General features: G+C 63.7%; 30 protein-coding genes. 11 read left to right on the top strand and 19 right to left on the bottom strand.

Annotated elements, in window-relative coordinates; translation table 11 throughout:
* Positions 1 to 17 precede the first annotated feature (17 nt).
* From ABH939_RS08610 to ABH939_RS08645, 8 genes are all read right to left on the bottom strand, one after another.
* On the bottom strand, positions 18 to 476 hold the full coding sequence (locus tag ABH939_RS08610) for a maleylpyruvate isomerase N-terminal domain-containing protein (protein WP_404649557.1): 459 nt from the start codon (positions 474 to 476) through the stop codon (positions 18 to 20).
* Entirely contained in the window at positions 376 to 666 is a 291-nt protein-coding gene (locus ABH939_RS08615; RefSeq protein WP_244993289.1) for a maleylpyruvate isomerase N-terminal domain-containing protein, read from the bottom strand. Before ABH939_RS08615 ends, ABH939_RS08610 begins: the two co-directional genes overlap by 101 nt.
* On the bottom strand, positions 611 to 1360 hold the full coding sequence (locus tag ABH939_RS08620) for a sirohydrochlorin chelatase (RefSeq protein ID WP_404649598.1): 750 nt from the start codon (positions 1358 to 1360) through the stop codon (positions 611 to 613). Before ABH939_RS08620 ends, ABH939_RS08615 begins: the two co-directional genes overlap by 56 nt.
* Complete coding sequence (locus ABH939_RS08625) at positions 1347 to 2507, bottom strand: uroporphyrinogen-III synthase (RefSeq protein ID WP_003942336.1); 1161 nt, start codon at positions 2505 to 2507, stop codon at positions 1347 to 1349. The genes ABH939_RS08620 and ABH939_RS08625 overlap by 14 nt, the downstream gene beginning before the upstream one ends.
* Positions 2504 to 2917, bottom strand: coding sequence for a nitrite reductase small subunit NirD (gene nirD, locus ABH939_RS08630; RefSeq protein ID WP_003942316.1), 414 nt, complete (start codon positions 2915 to 2917; stop codon positions 2504 to 2506). Before nirD ends, ABH939_RS08625 begins: the two co-directional genes overlap by 4 nt.
* 90 nt (positions 2918 to 3007) lie before the next feature.
* A complete protein-coding gene (gene nirB / locus ABH939_RS08635) occupies positions 3008 to 5509 on the bottom strand; it encodes a nitrite reductase large subunit NirB (RefSeq protein WP_050654902.1) in 2502 nt (833 codons plus the stop codon).
* Positions 5510 to 5558: 49 nt separating this feature from the next.
* Positions 5559 to 6959, bottom strand: coding sequence for a nitrate/nitrite transporter (locus ABH939_RS08640; protein ID WP_085989607.1), 1401 nt, complete (start codon positions 6957 to 6959; stop codon positions 5559 to 5561).
* A 113-nt stretch (positions 6960 to 7072) separates the two neighbouring features.
* A complete protein-coding gene (locus ABH939_RS08645; protein WP_404649558.1) occupies positions 7073 to 8335 on the bottom strand; it encodes an MFS transporter in 1263 nt (420 codons plus the stop codon).
* Positions 8336 to 8428: 93 nt separating this feature from the next.
* Here ABH939_RS08645 and ABH939_RS08650 point away from each other — a divergent pair, with 93 nt between their 5' ends.
* A complete protein-coding gene (locus ABH939_RS08650; protein WP_404649559.1) occupies positions 8429 to 9109 on the top strand; it encodes a FadR/GntR family transcriptional regulator in 681 nt (226 codons plus the stop codon).
* On the opposite strand, the gene ABH939_RS08655 is transcribed toward ABH939_RS08650, so the two are convergent.
* From ABH939_RS08655 to ABH939_RS08665, 3 genes are read right to left on the bottom strand one after another with little or no spacing between them, the layout of a single operon-like run.
* On the bottom strand, positions 9106 to 9960 hold the full coding sequence (locus tag ABH939_RS08655; RefSeq protein WP_007731227.1) for a TIGR02569 family protein: 855 nt from the start codon (positions 9958 to 9960) through the stop codon (positions 9106 to 9108). The genes ABH939_RS08650 and ABH939_RS08655 overlap by 4 nt on opposite strands.
* 45 nt (positions 9961 to 10005) lie before the next feature.
* Positions 10006 to 11193, bottom strand: coding sequence for an adenylyltransferase/sulfurtransferase MoeZ (gene moeZ / locus ABH939_RS08660; protein ID WP_003942292.1), 1188 nt, complete (start codon positions 11191 to 11193; stop codon positions 10006 to 10008).
* A 47-nt stretch (positions 11194 to 11240) separates the two neighbouring features.
* A complete protein-coding gene (locus ABH939_RS08665; protein ID WP_007731223.1) occupies positions 11241 to 12287 on the bottom strand; it encodes a DUF3152 domain-containing protein in 1047 nt (348 codons plus the stop codon).
* Positions 12288 to 12615: 328 nt separating this feature from the next.
* On the opposite strand from ABH939_RS08665, the gene ABH939_RS08670 reads away from it, so the two are divergent.
* Positions 12616 to 13287 carry a TetR/AcrR family transcriptional regulator gene (locus ABH939_RS08670; RefSeq protein WP_003942309.1) on the top strand — a complete coding sequence of 224 codons (672 nt, stop codon included), beginning with the start codon at positions 12616 to 12618 and terminating at the stop codon, positions 13285 to 13287.
* 69 nt (positions 13288 to 13356) lie between these two features.
* Here the strand turns inward: ABH939_RS08670 and ABH939_RS08675 are convergent, their stop codons facing one another.
* Together ABH939_RS08675 and ABH939_RS08680 are read right to left on the bottom strand one after the other, a co-directional pair.
* Positions 13357 to 13587, bottom strand: a complete 231-nt coding sequence (locus ABH939_RS08675) for a DUF3107 domain-containing protein (RefSeq protein ID WP_003942312.1) — start codon at positions 13585 to 13587, stop codon at positions 13357 to 13359.
* A gap of 107 nt (positions 13588 to 13694) precedes the next feature.
* The gene (locus tag ABH939_RS08680) at positions 13695 to 14390 is read right to left on the bottom strand and encodes a ferritin-like fold-containing protein (RefSeq protein WP_029255047.1); all 696 of its coding nucleotides are present in this window, start codon (positions 14388 to 14390) and stop codon (positions 13695 to 13697) included.
* Between the two features lie 377 nt (positions 14391 to 14767).
* Between ABH939_RS08680 and ABH939_RS08685 the strand changes: the two genes are divergently transcribed.
* Positions 14768 to 16372, top strand: a complete 1605-nt coding sequence (locus tag ABH939_RS08685) for a DEAD/DEAH box helicase (protein ID WP_030534998.1) — start codon at positions 14768 to 14770, stop codon at positions 16370 to 16372.
* Positions 16373 to 16381: 9 nt separating this feature from the next.
* Complete coding sequence (locus tag ABH939_RS08690; protein WP_404649560.1) at positions 16382 to 17584, top strand: hypothetical protein; 1203 nt, start codon at positions 16382 to 16384, stop codon at positions 17582 to 17584.
* Between the two features lie 13 nt (positions 17585 to 17597).
* Here ABH939_RS08690 and ABH939_RS08695 read toward each other — a convergent pair whose 3' ends face one another.
* Complete coding sequence (locus tag ABH939_RS08695) at positions 17598 to 18395, bottom strand: ParA family protein (protein ID WP_030535000.1); 798 nt, start codon at positions 18393 to 18395, stop codon at positions 17598 to 17600.
* Between the two features lie 71 nt (positions 18396 to 18466).
* Between ABH939_RS08695 and ABH939_RS08700 the strand changes: the two genes are divergently transcribed.
* Entirely contained in the window at positions 18467 to 19090 is a 624-nt protein-coding gene (locus tag ABH939_RS08700) for an acid phosphatase (RefSeq protein ID WP_080552758.1), read from the top strand.
* Between the two features lie 17 nt (positions 19091 to 19107).
* Complete coding sequence (locus ABH939_RS08705; protein ID WP_003940724.1) at positions 19108 to 19587, top strand: GNAT family N-acetyltransferase; 480 nt, start codon at positions 19108 to 19110, stop codon at positions 19585 to 19587.
* A 42-nt stretch (positions 19588 to 19629) separates the two neighbouring features.
* Here ABH939_RS08705 and ABH939_RS08710 read toward each other — a convergent pair whose 3' ends face one another.
* On the bottom strand, positions 19630 to 20100 hold the full coding sequence (locus ABH939_RS08710; RefSeq protein ID WP_322942471.1) for a hypothetical protein: 471 nt from the start codon (positions 20098 to 20100) through the stop codon (positions 19630 to 19632).
* A gap of 41 nt (positions 20101 to 20141) precedes the next feature.
* On the opposite strand from ABH939_RS08710, the gene ABH939_RS08715 reads away from it, so the two are divergent.
* Entirely contained in the window at positions 20142 to 21098 is a 957-nt protein-coding gene (locus tag ABH939_RS08715) for a diacylglycerol kinase family protein (protein ID WP_007731209.1), read from the top strand.
* A 255-nt stretch (positions 21099 to 21353) separates the two neighbouring features.
* Entirely contained in the window at positions 21354 to 21608 is a 255-nt protein-coding gene (locus ABH939_RS08720; protein WP_003940950.1) for a WhiB family transcriptional regulator, read from the top strand.
* Positions 21609 to 21727: 119 nt separating this feature from the next.
* Here ABH939_RS08720 and ABH939_RS08725 read toward each other — a convergent pair whose 3' ends face one another.
* Both ABH939_RS08725 and ABH939_RS08730 read right to left on the bottom strand, forming a co-directional pair.
* Complete coding sequence (locus tag ABH939_RS08725) at positions 21728 to 23230, bottom strand: sensor histidine kinase (protein WP_214924698.1); 1503 nt, start codon at positions 23228 to 23230, stop codon at positions 21728 to 21730.
* Between the two features lie 8 nt (positions 23231 to 23238).
* Positions 23239 to 23454: a biotin/lipoyl-binding carrier protein gene (locus ABH939_RS08730; RefSeq protein ID WP_007731208.1), complete on the bottom strand. Its 216-nt coding sequence runs from the start codon at positions 23452 to 23454 to the stop codon at positions 23239 to 23241.
* Between the two features lie 136 nt (positions 23455 to 23590).
* Between ABH939_RS08730 and ABH939_RS08735 the strand changes: the two genes are divergently transcribed.
* Positions 23591 to 23665: a 50S ribosomal protein bL37 gene (locus ABH939_RS08735; protein WP_022597109.1), complete on the top strand. Its 75-nt coding sequence runs from the start codon at positions 23591 to 23593 to the stop codon at positions 23663 to 23665.
* Between the two features lie 102 nt (positions 23666 to 23767).
* Here ABH939_RS08735 and rsrA read toward each other — a convergent pair whose 3' ends face one another.
* Entirely contained in the window at positions 23768 to 24049 is a 282-nt protein-coding gene (gene rsrA / locus ABH939_RS08740) for a mycothiol system anti-sigma-R factor (protein ID WP_003940722.1), read from the bottom strand.
* Entirely contained in the window at positions 24046 to 24744 is a 699-nt protein-coding gene (locus ABH939_RS08745; protein ID WP_007731206.1) for a sigma-70 family RNA polymerase sigma factor, read from the bottom strand. Before ABH939_RS08745 ends, rsrA begins: the two co-directional genes overlap by 4 nt.
* Positions 24745 to 24951: 207 nt before the next feature.
* On the opposite strand from ABH939_RS08745, the gene ybaK reads away from it, so the two are divergent.
* Positions 24952 to 25446, top strand: coding sequence for a Cys-tRNA(Pro) deacylase (gene ybaK, locus ABH939_RS08750; protein WP_047271686.1), 495 nt, complete (start codon positions 24952 to 24954; stop codon positions 25444 to 25446).
* A gap of 24 nt (positions 25447 to 25470) precedes the next feature.
* Positions 25471 to 26184 (top strand): SIMPL domain-containing protein, encoded by a 714-nt coding sequence (locus ABH939_RS08755; RefSeq protein ID WP_064688951.1) that lies wholly within the window; start codon positions 25471 to 25473, stop codon positions 26182 to 26184.
* The last annotated feature ends 1 nt before the right edge of the window (position 26185 follow it).

The raw sequence follows: 26185 nt of genomic DNA on the forward strand, positions 1-26185 counted from the left end.
CTCAGAACGGCTGCATCTCAGAACGGCCAGGCAGGGAGAGTCGGCAGCCCCACCCTCGTCGGCCTCCCGACCAACCAGGCCAAGGTCTCCGCGTCGGACAGTGACGGCACTCGTACACCCGGGACCGCCGTCTCGAGTGCGCCCAACTGACTGGCGAGAGTGAATTCCACGAACTCGGCAGGCCAGTCGTGGCAGGTGTAACCGATGTCGAGGTCCATCAGGTGAATCTCGATCTCGTTCCAGCGCAGGATCGGTAGATCGAATGCCGTCACAGGTTTGCGCCACGGCACCGGTGTGTCCAGTCGATCTGTCGGGATCTCGCACAACGCGTCGACCAGCCTCGTTCCCGAGAAGCGGTAGTCGAGGGCCAACAATTCAGCCGGGCGATCTGCGCCCTCTTCGATTGCAGCATTGCGCGCATCCGGCCCCCCCTGGATACATCTCCCCCGATTCGCCGCCCTGCACGCCGGCAACAAATCTGCCCAGCGCGTCGGCGTTGCGCGACATGTGCGTCACGACGTGTCCCCGACTCCACCCGGGGAGCCCGGAGGGCTCCCGCGCCTGCTCTTCGGTCAGTGCACCGATGAGAGCCTGTGCCTTGACGTCGGATTCACGAACTGCTGCGACCAGGTCGGCATACGTCGGCGTTACGGAGTGAGACGTCATGCAGCGATACTACTTCCCTTCGCGCACTCTCATACCGATTCACGACAAGGTCCACCACTCCCGGATCGACGCCGAGCGGTTCGGTCACACCATCGGCTCCTGCAGCGTGCAACCTTTCGTGGAACAGCCCGTGCGCGAGGAGGTACGAGGCGACAAAAACTCGCTTCGCGCCGCGAACGCGTGCTGCTGCAACAACATCGGCTACCTTCGGCTCCCCGGTCGCGATGTACCCGATGTCGACACGAGTCCCCGCCGCTTCGGCAAGCATCAGCGCAGCACGCTCGACGTCTCGCAGCGCCCGCGCATCGGACGACCCGGCGGCAGCAAGCACTGTCGCGTCACCCGGATTCCACCCCGCTTCGGTCAAGCGCCGAAGCAGCACGCGTGCAAGCGCCGGATCGGGTCCGAGTGCGGGCGTCACACTCACAGCCGAGTGCTCACTGATCGCCACTTCGCGTCGAACATCGGTGTGAACGTGGTAGCCGGACGCCAGGAACGCCGGTACGAGAATCGCTCGCCCCGGAGTGTCCCGGAGGACTTCCGAAGGTGACGGACCGAGCACATCGACAAAGGCAACGCGCGTGCGTCCGACGCGCGTGCCGACGGCGTCGGCCAGTGCGGCAACCATTTCCACGCCACGTGCACTACGCGTGCCATGAGCTACCAGGACGAGGACATCGTCATCGCGTTGCATAGTCACCTGGATTCTGTACGTAGTCGCCGGGGTCGAGGGCAAGTCGATAGCCCCGCTTGACCACCGTCTGAACGGCTTTGGGCGCGCCGAGGCACGCGCGCAATCGGGCGACGGCGGTCTCGACGGCATGGGTGTCGCCGCCGCCGCCGGGAAGAGAAGCCAGCAGTTCGTCGCGGGAGACGACTCGACCGGGGCTGGCACCGAGAGTGCGGATCAACGACATCGCAGCCGGCGGCAATTGCTTCACTTCACCGTCCACGACTACGCAACCGCCGCGAATGCTGATTTCGTGTTCGCCGGCTTGAATCTTGTTGGCTCGCTGCGGGAGTTCGTCGACGATGTGTCTCGCGAGCGCGCCCAGACGTGCCCGCGCCGGGGCTGTGGTCGGTACATTCAACGCTTCGAGCGGCGCCGAGGTGACCGGGCCGACGCACATGGCCGCCACCGGACCCCGCATCGCGTCGAGAATGTCTCCGAGATCCCCGGTCTTGTCGGCGCGCATCAACATCGAGGCTACGGCCGGTGCACTGGTGAAACTGACGGCGTCGATTCCGGCTGACGCTATGGCGTCGATCATCCGGTCGAGCAGCGTCGGATCCTCCGGCGGTTCCCATCGATAGACGGGCACCGCGATGACCTCGGCGCCGGCCTCGCGCAACACCTGACAGAAGTCGGGAATCGGCTCCCACTCGGTGGTCGCACCATGCAGTTGTACAGCGATCCGCTTTCCCGAGACACCTTCTGCCAGAAGATGTTCGAGCACCTCGGCGGAAGACTCGGATGCCGGTGACCATTCCTCACGAAGGTCGGCCGCGCGGATTGCTCCCTTGGCCTTCGGTCCTCGCGCGAGCAGACGAGCCGAGCCCAACGCGGATCCGAGATTTTCCGCCTCACCCCACCCGTCGGCTGCTTCCAGCCAACCCCGGAATCCGATCCCGGTGGTGGCGACAACCACCTCGGGAGGATCCGAGATGATCTGCTGTGTCACCCTTTCGAGCTCACGGTCGTCGGCCAACGGAATGATTCGAATCGCCGGAGCGTGAACGACATCCGCTCCCCGACGAGTCAGCAAGGTCGCGAACTCCTCGGCGCGGCGCGAAGCAGTGATACCTACCGTGAATCCAGCCAACGGCATGTCGTCACTCACGAGACTGCATCGGCGACAGTCGAGCGAACACCCTGCATCTGCAAGCTGTGTACCTGAACGACTCCAGCCCACACGCGAACGCCGTACACCGGCAGCGCAACCGACGAGTCGTCCAGCGCCCGGCCGTCGACCAGCGAGAACGCCTGCTTGAGCAGTGGCGAGACCACGATCGGCTCACCGTCCCGGTCGCCGACGAGTCCGCGAGACATCACCGCGGCGCGGCCGTACGGATCGAAGTTGCTGACAGCCCGGAGTGTGCCGTCCTCGAGTAGGAACAGCGCCACCTGCTCGCCGCCGCGAAGAAGCACGGCAACTCCGCGTCCAGGGATCAGATGGCTCAGCGGGCAGGCCGACGTCCATTCGAGTCGATCCGAATCCAGCTTGGCGATCTGCGCATCGATGACACTCATCGAAGTCCTCCTGTCGATCCGGCGACAACGTCGCGCGGGTTCTTGTCTACGTTTCTACGGATCCCGTGTTTCCCACGGGTTACGCGACTATTACCGGCGCGTGGGGATGCTCGGCATGCCCATCAGGACCGGAACCTTGCGCACTCCGGTCTCGTCGAACACAACCGTCGGGTCGGCTTCTTCCGGTGCGTTGACGAACGAGACGAACCTCGACAATTTCTCCGGATCACCCAGCACACCGGCCCATTCGTCCTGGTAACCCTCGACGTGCTTGGCCATCAGTGCCTCGAGTTCCTCGCCGATACCCAGGCTGTCTTCACAAATCACGGCCTTGAGGTGATCGAGTCCGCCTTCGAGTGATTCGACCCACGGCGCCGTGCGCTGGAGGCGATCGGCAGTACGGATGTAGAACATGAGGTAGCGGTCGATGTACTTGACCAAGGTCGCGTCGTCGAGGCCTCCGGCAAGCAACTGAGCGTGTTTGGGCGACTGTCCGCCGTTACCGCCCACATACAGATTCCAACCGTTCTCCGTCGCGATGACGCCGACGTCCTTGCCTCGCGCCTCGGCACATTCACGGGCGCAACCCGAGACGCCGAACTTGATCTTGTGCGGCGAACGCAGACCGCGGTAGCGATTCTCGAGGTCGACGGCCATACCCACCGAATCCTGGACACCGTAGCGGCACCAACTCGAACCGACGCAACTCTTGACCGTCCGGAGGGACTTGCCGTACGCCTGACCCGATTCCATCCCGGCGTCGACGAGGCGCTTCCAGATCGCGGGCAACTGTTCGACGCGGGCACCGAACAAGTCGATGCGCTGACCGCCGGTCACCTTCGTGTACAAGCCGAAGTCTCGCGCCACTTCTCCGATGACGATGAGTTGCTCACCCGTGACCTCGCCGCCAGGCATCCGAGGTACCACGGAGTACGTACCGTTCTTCTGGATGTTCGCGAGGAAGTGATCGTTGGTGTCCTGCAACGACGCCTGCTGGCGGTGCAGGATGTGATCGGAGTCCGTCGATGCCAGAATCGAAGCGACTACGGGCTTGCAGATGTCGCAACCGGCGCCCTTGCCGTACTTGGCGATCAGCGCCGAGAAGGTTCTGGTCTGCGTCGACTGGACGATCTGGAACAACTCGGCCCGCGACTGCGCGAAATGTTCGCACAGTGCCTTCGACATCACGACGCCGGAATCGGCCAGCAGCTGCTTCACGGTGGGAAGGCAACCGCCACAAGTGGTTCCGGCGCTGGTGCACGCCTTCACCGAAGCGATGTCGCATGCGCCGGCTGCGATTGCACCGCAGATGGCTCCCTTCGTCACGGCGTTGCACGAGCACACCTCGGCGTCGTCGGGCAGCGAGCCTGCACCCGGCTTCTCCCCCGCAGGCGAGATCAATGTCGCCGGGTCACCGGGTAGTTCGCGACCGACCAGCGGGCGCAGCGACGCGTAGGCCGATGCGTCACCGACAAGAATGCCGCCGAGCAGGATCTTCGCGTCGTCGGAGACCACGAGCTTTGCGTACGTCCCCTTGGACGCGTCGCTGAGGACGACTTCGAGGGCGCCCGGTGAGGTCGCCATCGCGTCACCGAAACTGGCGACGTCGACGCCCATGAGCTTGAGCTTGGTGGACATGTCCGCGCCCGGGAAATCCGCGGCGCCGCCGAGCAGACGATCGGCCACGATCTCGGCCGTCGTGTAACCGGGAGCGACCAGACCGTAGCAACGGCCTTCCACCGCAGCACATTCGCCGACGGCATAGATGTTCTCGTCCGACGTCACGCAGCCGAGGTCGGTCAGAATGCCACCGCGCTCCCCCACTGCGATGCCGGCGTCGCGGGCCAGCTGATCACGCGGACGTACTCCGGCGGAGAAGACGAGCAGCGACGCGTCGATGGTGGAGCCGTCGGAGAGTTCGACCACGATTCCATTGTCGGCCTGCGAAATTCCCGCCGTCCCGACACCGGTGTGGACAGTGAGCCCGAGTTCGGTGACGAGGCGAGCGAGTAGTGCGCCACCACCCTCGTCGACCTGCATCGGCATCAATCGCGCATTGTGTTCGACGACGTGTGCCGTCATTCCCATGAGCGAGAGAGCATTTGCGGCCTCGAGTCCAAGCAAACCTCCGCCCACCACGACGCCGACAGCGCCAGGACCAGCCTTCTCGGCGGCGGCCCGGATACCGTCGAGGTCGTCGAGGGTGCGGTAGACAAAACATCCGTCGCCCTCGTGCCCCGGCACGGGTGGCACGAACGGATACGAACCGGTCGCCATCACCAGAGCGTCGTAGGAGATCGTCTCGCCGGTTGTCGTCGTGACCGTGCGTGCATCTTTGTCGATCGAGAGCGCGCCTTCCCCCACACGGAGGTCGACCAGGCTGTCGCCGTCGTAATCGTTGCCGGCCAGTGCCAATTCCTTGGGGTCCCACGCTCCGACGTACGAGGACAGCCCGACTCGGTCGTACGCTGCGTACTGCTCGTCGCAGAGTACGGTCACCGACCAGTTGTTCGCTTCGTCGCGCGAACGCAGTGCCTCGACGAATCGGTGTCCGACCATTCCGTGTCCGATGACAACAACCGACTTGCTCATGACGCCTACTTCCTGAGGTACGAGATAGTTCTGAGATTCTGCGGACCGCTCACGCCGTGACTGCGACCTTCGCCTCGTCGACGTCTGTGGTCAGCGTCGACGGCTTGCGCAGGAAGACGAACCAGGTGACTGCGATGCAGGCGATGTAGAAGGCCAGGAACACCCAGAAGGCCATGGTCGCCGACTTCGCGGGGCTGCTGTACGACGCGCGCAGCACCAGGTTGATGCCGACGCCGCCCAAACCGCCTACCGCACCGGCAAATCCGATGAGAGCGCCGGAGATACTGCGCGACCACGTTGCCTTCTCGCTTCGATCCATGTGGTCGAAGCTCTGGGCCTTCGCCTCGAAGATCGCCGGGATCATCTTGTAGACGGATCCGTTTCCGATGCCCGAGAGCAGGAACAGGGCGATGAAGCCGAGAACGAATGTCACCATGATTCCGGCGCTGGCGACGCCCGCGGTGTTGTCGTCCATCGTTCCGGCCGTCACGAGTATCGATGCCGCGAATGCCATGGCGACAAACGTCCACATGGTGATCTTGCCGCCGCCGATGCGGTCGGCCAGTTTGCCACCGAGCGGCCGGGCGATCGAACCGAGGAGTGGTCCGATGAAGGCGATCTGTGCTGCATGCAGCGCCGCCGCGGCCGGAGTGGCACCGCCGGCGAGGAAGTTGATCTGCAGAACCTGACCGAAGGCGAAGCTGAATCCGATGAAGGAACCGAACGTACCGATGTACAGGAAGCTGATCACCCACGACTCGGAGAACTTGAGTGCCTTGGCCATGGAGCGCAGGTCCGACTTCTGGTTGCCCAGGTTGTCCATGAACAGCGCGGCACCGACGGCGGCGGCCGCAATGAACACGAGATAGACGGCGCAGACGATCCACGGAGCGCGGTTACCGACGGTGGCGATCACCAGCAGACCGATCAGCTGAATCATCGGCACACCGATGTTGCCGCCGCCGGCATTGAGACCGAGCGCCCACCCCTTGAGGCGTTGCGGGTAGAAGGCATTGATGTTGGTCATCGACGACGCGAAGTTGCCGCCGCCGATACCTGCAGTGGCCGCTACCAACATGAACGTGGTGTACGACGCACCCGGGTTCATCATCAGGTAGAGCGTGAGAAGTGTTGGCACGAAGAGGAACAGCGCACTCATGACGGTCCAGTTGCGACCGCCGAACCGTGCGGTGGCAACCGTGTAGGGAATACGGAGGACCGACCCGACAAGTGTGGGCACTGCGACGAGGAAGAACTTTCCGGCCGCGTCGATGCCGTAGATATCCGTCGGCATGAACAACACCATCACGGACCAAATCGACCAGATCGAGAAGCCGACGTGTTCGGCTACCACTGACCAGATCAGGTTCCGCTTCGCGATGTCCTTGCCGCCGGATTCCCAGGCGTCGACGTCCTCTGCATCCCAATGCTCGATGTAATGACTCACCAGGGCCTCCTGAATATGTTGGAGACCCAAAGGTAGAAAACGGTTATTGCGCCGGTGCTGCGTGCGATGACCGCGAAGTCAATTGATCCTCACCCGGTAACAAGACCGGGTGTGAGCTAGTTTTTCGCAGGTGCGTGCCAGGAATCCTCGAGCATCCGAGGCTTGCATGCCTGGTAGGCGCCCAGGAGCACCACGATCACAGCGACGACGAGCAGGCCGAACGGCGCAGCGTATCCACCGGACACGTCGTGAAAAACGCCGAACAGGAGCGGACCGAGGCAGGCAACGGAGTAGCCGATGCCCTGGGTGAAGCCGGACAGTGCCGAGGAACCGATGTGTGAACGAGTACGCAGGTTGATCAGTGTGAGCGACATCGGGAACGTGCTCGGGCCGAGGCCCAGGACGACAACCCACACGACCGGCGCCGCCATCGGGGCAAAGTACAGCCCGCCCATGCCGACCAGGTAGCAGACGGCACACGCGATCACGACAGGGAAGGGATTGGCCATGCGGGCGCACAGCGTCGGTGCACCGAACGCTGCGACGAGCCCGATCACCGAGAACATTCCGACCATCGTTCCGCCGAAGGCATCACTGGCTCCGGCGTCACGAAGGATCGACGGAATCCACGTGAACATCGAATACGTGATCAGTGAGGTCATGCCGAACATGCCGGCCATCCCCCAGGCCACGGGAGAACGCCAGACCTGACCGCGTGGCTGTTCTGCCACTGCCGCAACCGAATCCGATGAATTCTCGACGGACCCGGCTTCGTTCGCGCGAGCCTTGCGCGAGCGAGCGAGGGTGATCAACCACGGCACTGCTGCGGCGAAGCCGAAGGCGGACCACCAGCCGATCGAGAACCGCCACCCGAAGGCGTCGGCGACCGGGACTGCGACGAACGCCGGAACGATGGTGCCGATCTGCACGGCCACGATGTAGACCGAACTCATGGTGGCGAGGCGATCCGAGAAGTACCGCTTGACCAACGGCGGGATCACGACATTGCCGATTCCCATGCCTGCCAGTGCCAGAGCCGAGAGGGCCAGCAACGACCATGTCTGAGACATCATGGCGCGCAACAACATTCCGACGCCGGCCATGAGCATTGCAACGAGGGCCGTTCGCTCGAGCCCGATACGTTTCGCGATGGCGGGAGTGATGAGACCGAAGATGGCGAACATTGCGGTCGGAACCATGCCGAAGACACCGACGATCGAGGCGGAGAAGCCGATCTCGTCGCGAATCTCGGCCGCCAAGGGCGAGAACGAGGTCACCGCAAGTCGAAGTACGAGCGCAGACATCGCAATCGCAGCGAAGACGAGCACACGGCCTTGTACCAACGAGCGGGTTTCGGTTCTCTCCAGTTGAGCAGTCACCGGGAAATCATAGGATGACCGGACGAACTCGCACAAGCGCGGTAATCTAACGTCACATTCACACCACTTACCCGGACCCGAGGAAACAACCACGTGCAACCCGTTCGACGCGCAAGTCTCATCTCGCAGGTCACCGAACAACTCCGCAACGAGATCCGGAGCGGAACCTGGCCGATCGGTTCCAAAATCCCCACCGAACCGGAACTGTCGGAGCTGACCGGGACCGGTCGCAATACCGTGCGCGAGGCGGTCCAGGCGCTCGTACACGCCGGAATGCTGGAACGTCGTCAGGGATCGGGCACCTACGTCGTTGCTGTCTCCGACCTCGGTGGCACTCTCGGCAACTACTTTGCCGCTGCCCACCAGCGGGATGTACTCGAACTTCGGCGCGCACTCGACATCACTGCAGCCACCCTCGCCGCCGCACGGCGAACCGAAGACGACATCGCCGAACTGACGCGGCTACTCGAGCTTCGCACCGCGTCATGGGAGGGTCAGGACGTCGACGCTGCCACCACCGCGGACGTCGCCCTGCACCGAGCAATCGTCGCGGCCAGCCACAACGAGGTCTACCTGGAGTTCTACGACTCCCTGCTCCCGGTCATCGAGACCACGATCCAACAGCACATCGATGCAACCGGCGAAGGATTCCACTCGCAGCACGCGAACCTCGTCAACGCTGTCGTCGACGGGAACACCGTGGCCGCCTCGAACGCCGCACGCGAGCTGTTCGAGGGCCTGGTCTCGGACTTCGGTACCGGCGCCCCGATCTAGAGCAGCAAGCGCACGATGTCGGACGTACGGGCCAACCCCGGGAACGCGTCCGCCGTCGAGCGAGGATGCAGAACATGAACCGCCAAGCGGAACATCACCGCACGTAGAAGCATCTGCGGCCACTCGGGGAGATCTTCCCACCGGCCGACCAGTGCCTCGTCGGCACCGCCCCACGAGATCGCGTCGACCACAGCGACGGCGGCGGCCCACGCAGCCGGCCGCCAATACGGCGTGATGTCGGTGATTCCGGGCGCCATACTGCCCGAGAACAGCACTGTCCCGAACAGATCGCCGTGCACGAGCTGGTCCGGGCTCTGCACCGGCTTACGCAAAGTAGCGAGCCCGGCGATCAGTTCCAGACTTTTGCGACCGTCAGGAGTGGGCGTCTCGAGTTGCTCGACGCCCTTCGCGATCCTCAGCGGAACCGTTTCCCATGCCGCGCGATCAGCGGCGACGAATACGTCGACCTCGGCCCACGGCGGCACGGGCGGTTGCGCAAGGAAGCGCGGGCGCTCGAGCGAGGCCGTCGCCGCATGCAGTCGGCAGGACATCGAGACCACTTCGTCGTGACGTGGTTCCGGCGATCCGACGATGAAGGTGTCGGCACGCCAGCCCGAGACGACGTAACGACCGTCGGTCGAACGCACCGGTCGAGCCAGCCGAACGCCGTCGACTTCGAGGTTCTCTCGCACCTTCGCCGACCACGCTGCGCGGGCATGATCCGCGACTGCTGAAAGGACAACGTCTCCACACAGCCACCCGCCGTCCCAATCCGCACCGAGTGGGATGGGATCGACTTCACGGAGGCCGAAGGTGGAGCACACGTGCTGGGGAGGTTGGCCTGTGCTCACACCCCAACGCTACCGGTGCGCGGCGCCGCCTCCCGCGAGGCGCGCCTAGTAGACCGGCAGACTCGCATCCACCTGGTTCGCCCAGGCGATCGCGCCGCCTTGAACGTGGACCGCGTCGGAGAAACCGGCGTTCTTGAGAAATGCCAGTGCCTCGGCGGAACGAATGCCGGTTTTGCAGTACAGCACTATCTGCTTGTTCTGCGGCAACGTCGCCAGAGCTTCACCGGACAGGATGCGGTCCTTCGGGATCAGCACGGCCCCCGGCAGATGCATGATGTCCCATTCAACCGGTTCTCGTACGTCGACCAGCTCGATCGACCGTCCCTCGCCGATCATGGCCTCCAGTTCGGGCGCCGTGATCGTCGAACCGACAGCAGCGGCACTCGCCTCTTCGGACACGACACCGCAGAACGCGTCGTAGTCGATCAAGGCGGTGACCGGCACGCGGGTCGGATCACGCTGAAGGCGGATCGTCCGGAACGTCATCGCAAGTGCGTCGTAGATCATCAGGCGTCCGAGAAGCGGTTCGCCGATCCCCGTGATGAGCTTGACCGCCTCGGTCGCCATGATCGAACCGACGGTCGCAGGCAGGACTCCGAGCACACCACCCTCGGCGCACGAGGGGACCATGCCTGGCGGCGGCGCCTCCGGGTAAAGATCGCGATAGTTCAGTCCCGCGCCGTCCGGGGCGTCTTCCCAGAAGACCGAGACCTGCCCTTCGAAGCGGTAGATCGAGCCCCACACGTACGGCTTTCCCGCGATGACGGCAGCATCGTTGACGAGGTACCGCGTCGCGAAGTTGTCCGTACCGTCCAGGATCAGGTCGTACTCGGAGAACAGTTCGACCGCGTTGGAGTTGTCCAGGCGGAACTCGTGCAACCGGACGTCGACGTGCTCGTTGATTTCGAGAATCGACTCCTTCGCACTGAGCGCCTTCGGGCGTCCGACGTCGGAGCGTCCGTGAATCACCTGACGCTGCAGGTTCGACATGTCGACCTCGTCGAACTCGACGATCCCGATGGTGCCCACTCCTGCGGCCGCGAGGTAGAGCAGTGCCGGTGAACCCAATCCACCGGCGCCGATGAACAGGACTCGTGCATTCTTGAGCCGCTTCTGACCGGTCATGCCTACGTTCGGGATGATCAGGTGCCGGCTGTATCGGGCAACTTCCTCCCGGCTCAACTCGGCTGCCGGCTCCACCAGTGGTGGCAATACGACGGGTGTTGCAGACACCGCGAAACACTCCTAGTTCAAGACGAGATCAGGGATTCTCGATCCGGTCACGCTCGGGGGTACGGCCACGGATTGAAGCGGCACGTGAGTCCGTTCATCGGAACGACGCCCTCGGGATCAAGCCTAGCGATGTCGTTGTTCGCGGTTCCGAAGGTCTGCTGCATCATGATCGGTGCGAGTCCGCCCTCGGTCTCGCACGGCTGATGAGCGGCGTATCCGATGGCATGGCCGACCTCGTGATTGATCTGATACTGCCGATACGAGCCGATGTCGCCCTGGAACGAAATGGCGCCTCGCACCCATCGCGGTTCGTTGAGCAGGACTCGGTCCATGCTCGGGTTGTAGCAGGATCCTTCGAGTTCGATTTCGTATCCACAGCCTTCGCGGATCGTCATCTGTGAGGTCAAGGAGATCCGGAAGTCCGGCTCGCCGGCGTCGACGCGCCGGAACGCGACCTTGGGATCGTTGGTCCAACTCTTCGGATTGGCCAGTGTCTGGTCGACCATGCGTCCGTACGATTCGTCTCCGCCGAAGCCGGTCGTGTCGACGCCGTCCTCGATCTCGACCGTGTACGTGAACTCGCGTTCGGTTCCCTGTCCGACCTTGCCCGTCGTACCGGGTACGACGTGCCACGTTCCACCCCCCGCGACGGTGAACGGACCACCGTCGGGAAGGGCACCGGACGGTATCGACGAGGCAAAAGTTCCGTCTCCGGCCGGTGGGGCACCGATGACATCGGTTCCGTCGGTGCTGTGCGCGAGGTCGGCGGTGGCCGACGTCTTGCTCGCGGAGTCTGTGGCGTCCGGCCGTACCGCATCGACGATCACAAGAATGGTGAGCACCACGAGAACCGGAATCGCGTAGGCCCGCCAACCGTAGGTCGAGACGAAGCGCCCGAGCTTGCTCTGCTTTCGCGCTGCCCGGTCCGGTCGCGGATTACGCGGGGTTCGGCCCACTTCTCGTTTGGTCGGATCCCATTGGGCGCGCAAAGGCTGATGGGAGGAAATGCCGCGATAGTCGCGTTCGCCGTAGGCACGATCATCCGGCACCTCCGGCCGACGTTCGTCGCGAGGCGCTCCAGTTCCGCTACGCATTCGACGTTCCTCACGTTCAGGGTTCTGCGTAGTTCGTCCACGCATGCGCGGTCCCCCTGGGTCAGTCACGTCGTCCAGAATCTCACACACGGCAAGTCGCTCGCCCGGGCTGACCGAAACTTGCTGGTCCTGGCGTGTCATGGCAGCCCGTCCTGTAACGAGAAAGACCGCTGGTCTCGCTCACCGAGGCACGCGCGACTCGCCCGGGCGACACACGGTATCGTTCATTCGGCTACGACCGGTGTGACGGAGGATACTGGCGGGTACGCACACGCGACTCGCGGATCCGCGCGCCGACCGAATTACTTTTGCTCAGATTGGAAGCGACATGACAGAACTCGCGGATCGGACTGACTCCGATCGCGGTACAACGGCTGGCAAGCCTGCCGGAACACGTCGCAGCACCCGCCTCCCCCGCGATGCGCGCCGCCTCCAGCTCCTCGCAGCTGCAAGTGAGGTATTCGTTGCGAACGGGTACCACTCGGCCGGCATGGACGAGATCGCCGAATGTGCCGGTGTCAGCAAGCCAGTTCTGTACCAACATTTCCCAGGCAAACTCGAACTGTACGTCGCAGTCCTGCAGAGTTACGTCGACAGCCTCATCTCGGGTGTACGCCAGGCCCTGCGATCGACGACGGACAACAAACAGCGTGTCCGCGCCGCGGTCCAGGCGTTCTTCGACTTCGTCGACAACGACTCCCAGGGCTTCCGCCTGGTGTTCGAGTCCGACATCATGGGCGAACCTCAGGTCCAGACACGCGTCGAACAAGCCACCGAAGCCTGCGTCGACGCCGTGTTCGACCTGGTGAGTCAGGATTCCGGACTCGATCCGTACCGCGCGCGCATCCTTGCGGTCGGTCTTGTCGGTGCCAGCCAGTTCACTGCGCGGTACTGGCTCGAGGCCGCGCGGCCGATCCCGAAGGAAGAAGCCGTGGAAATCACCGTGACCCTCGCGTGGGGCGGTCTCTCACACGTGCCGCTGCAAGCCGAAACGAAGTAACCGGAACCCGAACGAGAATGGGCGGGCAGTCTCACGACTGCCCGCCCATTCTGCTGTTACAGCTACGCGTCAGACGGTAGGCGCGAATCCGACCTTGCGGATATCGGACGGACCGATCTCCACGTACGCCACACGAGAAGCCTGCACCAGGAACTTGCGGCCCTTGTCGTCGACGAGAGCCAGAACCGGCTCGCGGCCACCGAGGACAGCCGCGACCAGTGTCTCGACCTCGTCAGGGGTCTGTTCGCTGTTGACGATGAGCTCACGCGGGCTGTCGATTACACCGATCTTGACCTCCACGGTCAACCTCCGAACTGTTCGTGAATTACATCCGTTGTCGACGCAAGGCTAATGCAGCAACGACCGCCCACGCTCCTCTGCACGCTGTGCCCAGAGCGAACAGGCACCTAGACGAGTCCGAGAATCGCCATCCGCTCGGCATGCTTTGCCTGCATGCCGTCGAACAACGCGACAACTCCGTTGAGGTCGCCGGAGGCGGAGATCACCAGATCGGTGAGATCTTCACGCTGCGCCAGCACGAACTGTGCCTGCGTGATTGCTTCGCCCAGAAGACGGCGTCCCCACAGCATCAACCGGTCCTTGGCGCGAGTACTGGCCTCCACTGCTGCCTTCACCTCGAGCACCACGAACTCCGAGTGGCCCGTCTGGGACAGCACGTCCTCGACGATTTCCGCGACATCCGCCGGGAGGGAGTGCCCGATCTCGCGATAGAAGTCGGCAGCGATTCCGTCGCCGACGTACGCCTTCACGAGCGATTCCAGCCACGTCGACGGTGTCGTCGACGCGTGGTAGTTGTCGAGAGCTCGAACGAACGGGTCCATGACGGCGAAGATCTCGTGGCCACGTTCCGTCAACGCCGTTTCCAGAGTCTCGAAGTGGTCCATCTCGGCGGCGGCCATGCTGGCGAACGCCACCTTGCCTCGCAGGTCCGGTGCCATTTGTGCGTCCTCCGCCAAACGGTAGAACGCCGAAATCTCGCCATACGCGAGAACGGCAAACAAATCGATCACGCCAGGGTGATCGGAAGCGACTCGGCCTCCGGTTCCAGCGTCCGTCGAAGCATCAAGATCGTGTGCGCCCATGACTACGAACTGTAGTGCTTCGACGGCCGACGCGACCGGCAAGGACCGCATGTCCGATTCGGTGATCTTCGACATGTCATCGCGAGGGACGGACAACGTGCAGCTACAATGATCTTGGGAGTTCGCCAGTTCCCCCGGGCCAATTGGTTAGCCGGGACGGCTGTATTCACACGAACCCCACCGATAATGTGCGCGCACCTGCATCGACGGTTGTCGCCCGCTTCGCCGAGATCTCCGGACGGTTCGAATTCGTCCGAGTGGAATTCAGTGCTGAGGCGTAGGCATGACCGAAGAAAAAGAGGGCATCGACATCGGCCGACTTACGGCCTGGCCCCTTACCTTGTGCGTGCGTACCGCCACGAGGAAAGGCTAGTCCCCTGAGCAAGATCACTGTCGACCACGAAGACGAAGCAACCGAGAACACCGTTTCCGTCCAGCTCGACGACACCCATGTACCCCCGAGCTTCGCCGAACTCGGTGTCCGCGACGAAATCGTCCGCGCACTGAACGAGATCGGCATCGAGCGCACCTTCGCCATCCAGGAACTCACCCTTCCGTTGGCTCTCGCCGGTGACGACCTCATCGGTCAGGCCCGCACCGGAATGGGCAAGACCTTCGGTTTCGGCGTCCCGCTCCTGCATCGCATCGTCACCGCCGAGAACGGCACAGCTGTTCTCGACGGCACGCCCCGCGCTCTGATCATCGTTCCCACCCGCGAGCTGTGCATCCAGGTTGCCCGCGACCTCGAGAACGCCAGCAAGTACCTCCGGGTCGGCGACCGCGGTCTCCAGGTTCTGCCCATCTACGGCGGCCGTCCGTACGAGGCGCAGATCTCGGCACTCCAGAAGGGCGTCGACGTTGTCGTCGGCACCCCGGGTCGCCTGCTCGACCTCGCCAACCAGTCGCACCTGATCCTGGGCAAGGTGGGCGTTCTCGTCCTCGACGAGGCCGACGAAATGCTCGACCTGGGATTCCTCCCCGACATCGAACGCCTCATGGGCATGGTCCCCGACAAGCGTCAGACGATGCTCTTCTCCGCGACGATGCCCGGCCCGATCATCACCCTGGCTCGCACCTTCCTGACGCAGCCGACGCACATCCGCGCCGAAGAGGCCGAATCCTCCGCGGTGCACGATCGCACCAGCCAGCACATCTACCGTGCACACGCGCTCGACAAGGCCGAGATGGTCGCCCGCGTCCTGCAGGCCGAAGGCCGCGGCGCGACGATGATCTTCACCCGCACCAAGCGCACAGCCCAGAAGGTGGCCGACGATCTCGCCGAGCGCGGCTTCTCCGTCGGTGCCGTCCACGGTGACCTCGGCCAGATCGCCCGTGAAAAGGCGCTGAAGGGCTTCCGTAACGGCAAGGTCGACGTTCTGGTCGCCACCGACGTCGCTGCCCGCGGTATCGACATCGACGACGTCACCCACGTCATCAACTACCAGTGCCCCGAGGACGAGAAGACCTACGTCCACCGCATCGGTCGTACCGGCCGCGCCGGACGCACCGGCATCGCCGTCACGCTGGTCGACTGGGACGACATCCCTCGCTGGCAGCTCATCGACAAGGCACTGAGCCTCGGAATCCCCGACCCGGTCGAGACCTACTCCAGCTCGCCGCACCTCTACGAAGAGTTGTCCATTCCGGCCGATGCCAAGGGCACTGTTCGCAAGGCCAAGGCCGCCCCTGAGAAGGCAGCAACGGACAAAGCAGCAACGGACAAAGCAGACGCGCCGAAGTCGACCGACTCGGACGGCAACGAAGAGAAGGCCGCTCCCCGCCGCAACCGGACCCGTCGCCGCACCCGCGCCGGCGCTTCGACCGACGCCGCGACGTCCACCACCGCCGGCGCCACCACAGCTCCCCCTTCGGCACCCGCGGCAACCGCTGCCGAGAACTCGGACGAAGACGGAGCGGCCAAGCCGCGTCGCCGTCGGCGTCGTCGCCCCGCGGCTTCCGCGACGGCAGGCGCCGCAGAGTAAGCTGCCGATGTGCTGGCTCCCGAAAGGCGTACTCGCTCAGATGTGATCGGTGCGCTGGCAATCGCGCTGGCCGTAATCGTGGCGGTGACCGTTGTGTGGTTGCGCAGTGATGCGCGCGGAACCACCTCGGTCACCGCTGAATCTCCACTCCCACCTCTGTCGACGTCGGTGTTGTTACCCGACATCCTGAAGCAGACGTGGGAATCTCCCAGTGCCGACTCGACGGCACCGATCACCGTCGGAAATGCCGTCGTCACCGCCGACGGCTCCGAGGTGATCGGCCGCGATCCGGCAACGGGCGAAGAAGTGTGGCGATACGCGCGCAACATTCCGCTGTGCGGCGCGATCGGTTCGTGGGATCGCGTCGTCAGCGTCTATCAGGACGATCGCGGTTGCTCTCAGGTCACGTCGCTGGTCGCCGACACCGGCGCCCGAAAGGACCAGCGCAACAGCGACGCCGATTCTGCGGTCAGCCTTTCAGCGGACGGCACCTACCTGATTTCGCGCGGCAGTGAGCGAATGGAGCTGTGGCGCTCGGACCTCGTCCGAACCCTCGAGTACGGCCGGGTCGACGCGAAGGTCAACCCCAACAAGCAACCCCGCACCGGATGCACGCTGCTCGACGCTGCGTCGAGCGCCAACCGAGTCTCGGTACTCGAGCGCTGCCCCGGTGAAGCCTCCAACAGGTTGACGGTGATGAATCCCGCACCCAAGGACGCCCAGGAACCCGAAGAGTACGGATCCGCGATTCTCCTCGACTCCGAGGGCGCCCGCCTGCTTGCCGTGGCCGGCGAAAAGACGGCCGTCTACCTCCCTGCCGCCAACGGAACCGTTTCTCGCATCACCATTTTCGACGGATCCGGCAATCCGATCGTCGACTATCCGATCGAGGGAACGGTGACCGAAGGCGCCCGCACCCGCGCCGACAAGGCTTCGATCACGTGGTGGACCGGCTCGCAGACCGTCAACCTGCGCCTGAGCGATCTGGCTCCGACGTGGATCGTCAACGGAACGTCCGGACCCGGAAGCATGGTTGCCGGTCAGATGCTCATCCCCGTTCCGGGCGGCATTGCAGCCGTCAGTCCGTCGGACGGAGCGGTGCAGCGCATGATCGCAGTCGACCGCGGTGAGACGGCGACACCGATCGCGCTCGCCAGTGCGGGCGAGACGATTCTGGAACAGCGCGGCGATACCTTGTTCGCGCTGCGCTAGAAGCTCACCTTCCTCAGATCGCCAGCTCCGGCGCGAAAGTCACGACTTCGTTTCCAGCCCAATGCTTTACGAGATTGTCCGCGAGTTCACGATAGGCATCCGCACCCTTGTTCTTTCGTCCGGCGAGGACCGTCGCGCCCGACGCGGACGCCTCGGCGAACTTGACGGTGCGTGGGATCGGAGGCGCCAGAACGGCCAGGGAGTAGCGGTCGCTGACATCGGCGAGCACGTCGCGACTGTGCGTGGTTCGAGCGTCGTACAGAGTCGGAAGTGCGCCGAGCAGAACAAGATCCGGGTTGGTGATGGCTTGGACTTCACGAACCGTACGCAGCAGCTGTCCGACGCCGCGGTGTGCGAGGGTTTCGCATTGCAGTGGAACCAGAACCGACTGCGCCGCAGTCAATCCGTTGAGTGTGAGCACACCCAACGACGGTGGGCAGTCGATGATGATGACGTCGTAAGAGCCCAGGAGCGGAGACAGCGCCCGCTTGAGCGCGAACTCTCGACCGGGTCGCATCAGGAGCAGCGCTTCGGCGCCCGCGAGATCGATCGTGGCCGGCAGGAGATCCATACCGTCGTCCGTCTTCAGCACGGCGTCGACCGCGTCGAGATCACCCGCCAGGACCTCGTTGACCGAACGCTCGAGGCGATCCGGGTTGTGTCCGAGCGAGAACGTCAGGCAGCCCTGCGGGTCGAGATCCACCACCAGAACTCGTTGTCCGAGCGCGGACAAAGCCGCACCGAGAGAAGCGACGGTGGTGGTTTTAGCCACGCCGCCCTTTTGATTCGCCACTGCGAGAACCGTCGTCACACGTAGATCCTTGCGCACTTCGCGCCAGGAGGCGAGCTACACACGCGAGGCAGCCTGCAATGATGGTCGACATGACGTCCCAGTCCGCCCCCTCGTCGATCCCCCTCGGTGCTCGCGTCGTACTCATGCGACACGGTGAAACCGAGTGGGCACGCACCGGGAAACACACGGGCCGGACCGAGGTTCCGCTGACTCCGCTCGGCGAGATGCAGGCAACCGCGACCGGAAATCGCTTGCGAACCCTCGACCTCCGGAACCCCATGATTCTGACGAGTCCGCGGCTGCGCGCACAGTTGACGGGTGATCTCGCCGGCCTGCCGGAAGAGCGAACCTGGGATGCACTGTCCGAATGGGACTACGGCGATTACGAAGGCCTCACGACGCCCGAGATCCGCGCAACGGTGCCCGATTGGACCGTCTGGACCCACCCGTGCCCCGGCGGCGAGCAGGCCGATCAGATCCACGCCCGGACCGACATGGTGCTGTCGATGGTGCGTTCGCAACTACCCGAACGCGACGTGATCCTGATCGGGCACGGCCACTTCTCACGCGCACTCATCGCCCGCTGGCTCGAGCTCCCGGTGACGGAAGGAAAGCGTTTCGCCTTGTCCCCCGGCGCATACTCGGTTCTCGGTTACGAGCACGGCGCCACCCACCTCGTCCATCACAACGTGCCGCCGCTCGTCGAGGCTTGAGGCCTAAGATTCTCCTTATGATCCGACGCGCCACGCCCGCAGACGTCCAGCCGATCACCGACATGATCTACGAGTTGGCCGACTACCAGAAGGCCCTCGACGAGTGCACCGTGAAGGCGGAACAGATCGGCGAGGCGTTGTTCGGGCCGGCCGCGACGGCCTTCGCGCACGTCGCTGTGAATTCGGCCGACGACGTCGTCGGCATGGCGTTGTGGTTTCGCAATTTCTCGACGTGGGACGGCGCTCACGGCATCTACCTCGAAGACCTCTACGTCAAGCCCAGTCAGCGCGGATCAGGCCACGGGAAGGCTCTTCTGGCCGCACTCGCCAAGGAGTGCACCGACAACGACTACACCCGGCTGTCCTGGTCGGTGCTCAACTGGAACACCCCCTCGATCAAGTTCTACGAGTCACTCGGCGCCGACGCGAAGACGGAGTGGACCACGTATCGCCTGACCGGTACTCACCTCGGAGCTCTCGCCGCCGAAGCTGAGTAGAGCGGAAGCTGAGTAGGTCTGAAGCAGCGTAGGCGTTCCGTCCTACTTGTCCCGCGGCTCTTCGGTCTCGTCCGGGCACCCCTCTTCCGGCGAGACCTCGTCTGCGTACGCTCCGTACTCCGCTGCCATCCATCGAGACGTCGGAGCCGAGAACAGGCAGCCCAGAGCGCCGAGAACGACGACACCCAGAACGATGCCGAGCGGCACCTGATGCGAATCGGTCAGGAGCGACCAGGCGACCGGCAGGAGCAGCAACTGCGCGACGACGGCGATTGCCCGGCCCCACCGGCGGCCCGTCAGCAAAGCGATACCGGCAGCCAACACCGCGCCGCCGAGGATCGCGACCCAGGCGGCAAATCCGTATCCGTTGGTGACGCTCTGATCGTGGCCGGTTGCACCGCGAATCACTGCGACGATCGCGAACCCGGCGGCAACCAGCCCTTGAAGCGTCACGAGGGCACCTGCCCATGTGACTGTCTTGGGCAGGGCGTTCGGACTGGCGGTATTCGGCACGAGGCCAGCCTAGAACACGACACCGGATAGGCTCATGCCCCGTGCGCGCACTGCTGATCGTCAACCCCAATGCCACCTCCACCACCGCTGCCGGTCGTGACCTGTTGGCACACGCCCTCGAGAGTCGGGTGCGACTTACTGTGGCGCACACCACACATCGGGGTCATGCCGCCGAACTGGCGCGCGAAGCCCACGAAGACGGCTTCGGCTCGGTGATCGTCCACGGCGGCGACGGAACGGTCAACGAAGTGGTCAACGGACTGCTCGGGTCACCGCATCCCGCGTCGATGAAATCGGTTCCGGTCGGTCCGATCCCGACGATCGCTGTCGTCCCGGGAGGCTCGGCAAACGTTTTCGCGCGCTCACTCGGTATTGCCGCCGACCCGATCGACGCCACGAACCAACTCGTCGACCTCCTCTCCGAACGGACCAGGCGCCGAATCGGGCTCGCACACTGCGACAACCGTTGGTTCACGTTCAACGCCGGAATGGGCCTCGACGCCGATGTGTGCGAGGCCGTCGACGCCAGCCGTAAGAACGGTGACGCCGCCACACCCGCCCGGTATGTCCGAACCGCGATCGCGGCGTTCTTCCGTGCCAAGCGAGCCGAACCAGCGCTGACCGTCCACCTTCCCGATCAGGATCCCGTCTCCGGAGTCCACTACGCATTCGTCTCGAACTCGAGCCCGTGGACATATCTGGAAGAGCGTCCCGTCCACACCAATCCGGGAACGACCTTCGACAGTGGACTCGGCATCTTCGCCATGACGAGCACCAAAGTTCTGCCGTCCCTGCGGGTTGTGCGGCAACTACTCGCACGCGGCGCGGAGCCGAAATCGAAGGTCCTCTTACGCACCGACGACGTTCCGACAATCACCATCGAATCGTCGCGACCGATCGGACTGCAGATGGACGGCGACTACATCGGACTTCGTGAAAAGGTCGAATTCACCTCGGTCCCGGATGCACTGGAAGTGTTCGCACCGATTACGACGTGAGTCAGGCAACACGTTTGACCTGCAAAAACTCTGGTGCCAAAAGGTCGAAATCGGGTAAAATGCCGGTGACGCCCAGGTGGCCGTCAGGTGTGTCACAAATTAGTGAGTTGGCCCACGAACCCGTTCAAACCTATTGACATACCGCGAGTTCGTGAAAGCATTCACAAGGAACAGTGCGGAAACATTGATGACGCACACACAAACTCATTGGTACCAAATGGTGTGAATACACACCCAATTAAGGAGCGAAAAAAGATGGACTGGCGCCACAACGCAATCTGTCGCGACGAGGATCCCGAACTGTTCTTCCCCGTGGGAAACAGCGGACCGGCCCTCGCTCAGATCGCTGATGCCAAGGTTGTCTGCAACCGCTGCCCCGTCACCGCCGAGTGCCTGTCGTGGGCTCTCGAGTCCGGCCAGGATGCAGGCGTCTGGGGCGGAATGAGCGAAGACGAGCGTCGCGCACTCAAGCGTCGTAACGCACGTACCCGTGCACGCACTTCCGTCTAGGTAGAACCGAGACGTTCGACTCGCGGCGGAGAACAGCCCCTCTGCACAGTCGAAGACGACAGCCCGGCACCACATGGTGCCGGGCTTTTTGTCTGCTCGAATCGCTAACGCTGCTCGAATCAGTAACGCGCAGAACGTCTACCGAGCGGCACACGCAGAACCGCGTCGGTACCGCCTCCGCTTCCCGGGTGCAGTCCGAGCGAGCCACCGAGCTCGGCTCCCAGCAGAGTCCGCACGATCTGGAGTCCGAGGCGATCGGATTTCTCGAGGTCGAAGTTCTCCGGCAGGCCGCGCCCGTTGTCGTGGATGATCACGTCCAACCAGCGTGCAGAACGCTCGGCACTGAGTGTGACCGTGCCGGTCACACCCGGATCGAAAGCGTGCTCGATCGCGTTCTGCACCAACTCCGTCAGCACCATGACCAGCGGGGTGGCGCGCTCGGCGGAGAACACTCCGAAACTGCCCTCACGCCGAATCGTCACCGGCACACCTACTCCCGCGACATCGGAGAGCATGGGAACCAACCGGTCGATCACCTCGTCGAGATCCACCTCTTCGTCCACCGACATCGACAAGGTGTCGTGAACGAGGGCGATGGACGTCACGCGTCTCACCGACTCTGTCAACGCTTGTCGCGCTTCGTCGTTGCCGGTTCGCCTGGCCTGTAGACGCAGAAGCGCCGCGACGGTTTGCAGATTGTTCTTCACTCGATGGTGAATCTCGCGGATGGTTGCGTCCTTGCTCAGGAGAGCGCGATCACGACGCTTGACCTCGGTGACGTCGCGGACGACGACCGCAGCACCGACATGCCGGCCGCCAGGCTTGAGAACCAGGGCCCGCAGCAGAACGGTCGCCCCGCGCGCCTCGATCTCCATACGGCGACCGGGCTTGTCCGCCAACGTATCTCGGATGTATCCCGCAGCTTCCTGAGACTCGAACGGGTCGGTGACCAACGAACGGGTCAGCGCTGCGAGGTCTTGGCCCACCAGATCCGAACTCAGACCCATCCGGTGATAGGCCGAGAGCGCGTTCGGGCTGGCATAGACGACTGTGCCTTCGGTATCGAGACGGATGAAGCCGTCGCCCGCACGTGGGCTCGAGTTCGTGTCGGAGCGCGATTCTCGGATCGGGAAGGTTCCGTCGCTGATCATCTGACACAGGTCTTCGGCGCAATCGAGATACGCGAGTTCGAGCGGACTCTGCGCTCGCTGGTGCGACAGGTTGGTGTCGCGGCTCAGAACAGCGATGACTCGCCCGTCCAGACGCACCGGAACGGCTTCCCGACGCGGCGGCATACCTTCACGCCACGTCTCGTCTTCCCCGCGCACGACGCGGCCCTCCACGAGAGCGCGAAGAACCTGCGGGTGCTCGGACTCGGAAACGACCGTTCCGACCGCATCCTCCGGAAAAGCCGTCGATGCCGTTGTCGGCCGGCAATGCGCGACGCAGATGACCGTCCCCTCGGATCGGTTCCTCTCCGATTCGGTGCCCACCCACAAGAGAACGTCGGCAAAGGAGAGGTCGGCGAGCAGTTGCCACTCCCCCACGACGCGCTGGAGATGGTCGACCGCCGCACCGGGAAGGTCGGTGTGTTCGGCGAGGAGGTCGCTGAGAGTGGACATCGTCCGGCTTAGGAGATCACGGCGATCAGATCGCCTTGCTGAATCACGTCGCCGACCTTGACGCCCACCGTCGTCACCGTTCCCGGAACCTCGGCCAGGACGGGAATCTCCATCTTCATGGATTCGAGGATGACCAGGGTGTCGCCGTCCGCAACGACGTCTCCCTCGCTCACGACGACCTGGTAGACCGTCGAAACCATCTCGGCGCGCACGTCTTCTGCCATCGTGAACCTCACTTCTGTCGGAACTGCACTCTGACCACGAAAATACGTCGACGGATCACTCGATCGACCTGCCAATGGAACCACACCGGCATCGGCGTGAAACAATGACGCGAAAGAAACAGAAGGGAGACCAATCATGGGTAAGCGTGGTCGTAAGAAGCGCAGCCGTAAGGGCAACGCCGCTAACCATGGCAAGCGTCCAAACGCCTGACATGTAGCGCAACAAAACGTCCGAGGGGCGGGGAAGCATTGCTTCCCCGCCCCTCGGCGTTACTGCCTTCCGACTGCTGCCGCTCAGATCTTCGCTGACGGGCTAGCTGTCGGTTTCGGTAGTCGTTATGACGATGGTCCGACGCAACTCGACGGTGAGCCTCTGACGCAGGCTTTCCGGCGCGTGGTCTCCACCGCACTTACGGTTGATCAGGCTCTTGACCTTCTCTTCGATCCCGTAGGCCTCGAGGCACGATCCACAATCGTCGATATGACGCTGCAGGCGAGCACGACTCGAATCGTCGCATTCACCGTCGAGCATCAACCAGACGTCGGCGATGACTGCCGAGCAGTCGAGCCTTTCGAATTCGTCCTGCTCACTCATCGTGTGACACCTTCCGTCTCGGTGGCTGCGACTGTGGCTGTGTCGACCGCGCCGTCCCGATTGAATCCCCGGTCTTTTGCGACATCGGCCAAAAGACCACGCAATTGCTTGCGACCACGGTGCAGTCGCGACATCACCGTTCCGATGGGTGTGCCCATGATCTCCGCGATCTCCTTGTACGGGAATCCTTCGACATCGGCGTAGTACACGGCCATACGGAATTCCTCGGGAAGCGACTGCAGCGCCGCCTTGATGTCGTCGTCAGGCAACGCGTCGAGCGCCTCCACCTCGGCCGATCGCAGCCCCGTCGAGGTGTGCTCGGCGGTGGCGGCCAACTGCCAGTCGGTGATCTCGTCCGTCGGATACTGCGCGGGTTGGCGCTGCTTCTTTCGGTACGAGTTGATGTAGGTGTTCGTGAGAATCCGGTACAGCCAGGCTTTCAGGTTGGTACCGGCACGGAACGAACGGAAAGCGGTGTACGCCTTGACGTACGTCTCCTGCACGAGATCCTCGGCATCAGCCGGATTCCGCGTCATGCGCAGGGCAGCGCCGTACAACTGGTCGAGCAGCGGGAGCGCGTCGCGCTCGAACCGGGCAATCAACTCATCCGCAGTTTCGGGCGTTTCGGACACAGTGCCGTCGATAGGTTCAGTTACCCCTGACGGTTCGTCCTTGGGCCGGTCGTGTTCCAGCACTCTGATCCCTTCACTAGCCGTAGGGATCAAGGTTACCGCCAACTGAAGATCCGACCCACGGGCCGGTGGTGGCTCACACACAGCCAGCACGGTCGCTCCTTCGCTTCTCGGGACAAGTTTCATCAACTGGTACCAACACGGGAGTCAGCGACTCTGTTCCCGGCCTGGTCGGATGCACCTGTCGGCGATCCACATAGGGTGTTCCTCATGGCCGGAACAGCGACCCCTGCGACCGTACTTCTCGACAAGTCGAAGACACCGCACCGCGTCCACAGCTACGACCACGATCCTCGCGCCGAATCTTTCGGCGACGAGGCGGTCACCGCACTGGCAGAGTCGACAGGTGTCGAGGCCGCACAGATCTTCAAGACCTTGGTCGTCAAACTCGACACCGGCAAGCTCGCCGTCGCGGTTCTGCCGGTCCCGGACAAGCTCTCCCTCAAGGCTGCAGCCGCTGCCCTCGGTGCGAGCAAAGCCGTCATGGCCGATCGCGCCGAAGCCGAGCGCTCGAGCGGCTACGTCTTCGGCGGTATCTCACCGCTCGGCCAGCGCAAGAAACTGCCGACAGTGATCGATGCGTCGGCGCTCGACTGGGACCGCATTCTCTGCAGCGCCGGCCGACGCGGGCTCGAAATCGAACTGGCTCCGACGGACCTCACGCAGCTCAGTGGCGCGGTCACGGCGCAAATCACGGCGGGCTGAGTATCCGGTCGCTACGGTCTCACCATGCGACCACACCTGAAAACTCTTGCACTGACCGCTGCGACGGCAGCCCTCACCGTCTCGCTGACGGCCTGCGGGAGTTCGGACAATGCCGCCAAGGAAGTCACGGTAGTCGGATCAGGGCAGGTCCGCGGGGCGCCGGACATCCTCAATGCCGACATCGGCATCGAGGTGGTTGCCCCGGATGTATCGGGAGCAGTCTCGGAGGCGAATGACAAGGCCCGTCAATTGATCGATGCGATAGTCGCCGCCGGGGTTGCCCCCGAGGACGTGCAGACAAGCGATCTGTCCGTCCAGCCGCAGTACGACGCCAGCGGCGGACCGTTCGTCGGCGGCAACGTGACCGGCTACCGGGCGACCAACTCGGTACGAATCGTCGTCCGCGATCTCGACAAGGCCTCTTCTGTCCTGGACGCCGGCATCGCGGCGGGCGGAAACGCGGCACGGCTCGGTAACGTCGCCTTCGCCATCGACGACGACTCTCAGCTTCTGGCCGACGCTCGCACCCGTGCCTTCGAGGACGCGAAGAACCGTGCCGAGCAGTACGCGGATCTGTCCGGGACGTCGCTCGAAAACGTCGTGACCATCACCGAGGCACACGACACGAGTGGCGGTCAGACCATGCGCGCTCCCGACGCCTCGATGTCCGACATGGTTCTCGCCCCGGGAACCCAGCAGGTCTCGTTCGAAGTGACCGTCACCTGGGCTCTCGGCTGAC

The sequence above is a fragment of the Rhodococcus sp. 27YEA6 genome (assembly GCF_044908235.1).
Classification (GTDB): domain Bacteria; phylum Actinomycetota; class Actinomycetes; order Mycobacteriales; family Mycobacteriaceae; genus Rhodococcus_F; species Rhodococcus_F qingshengii.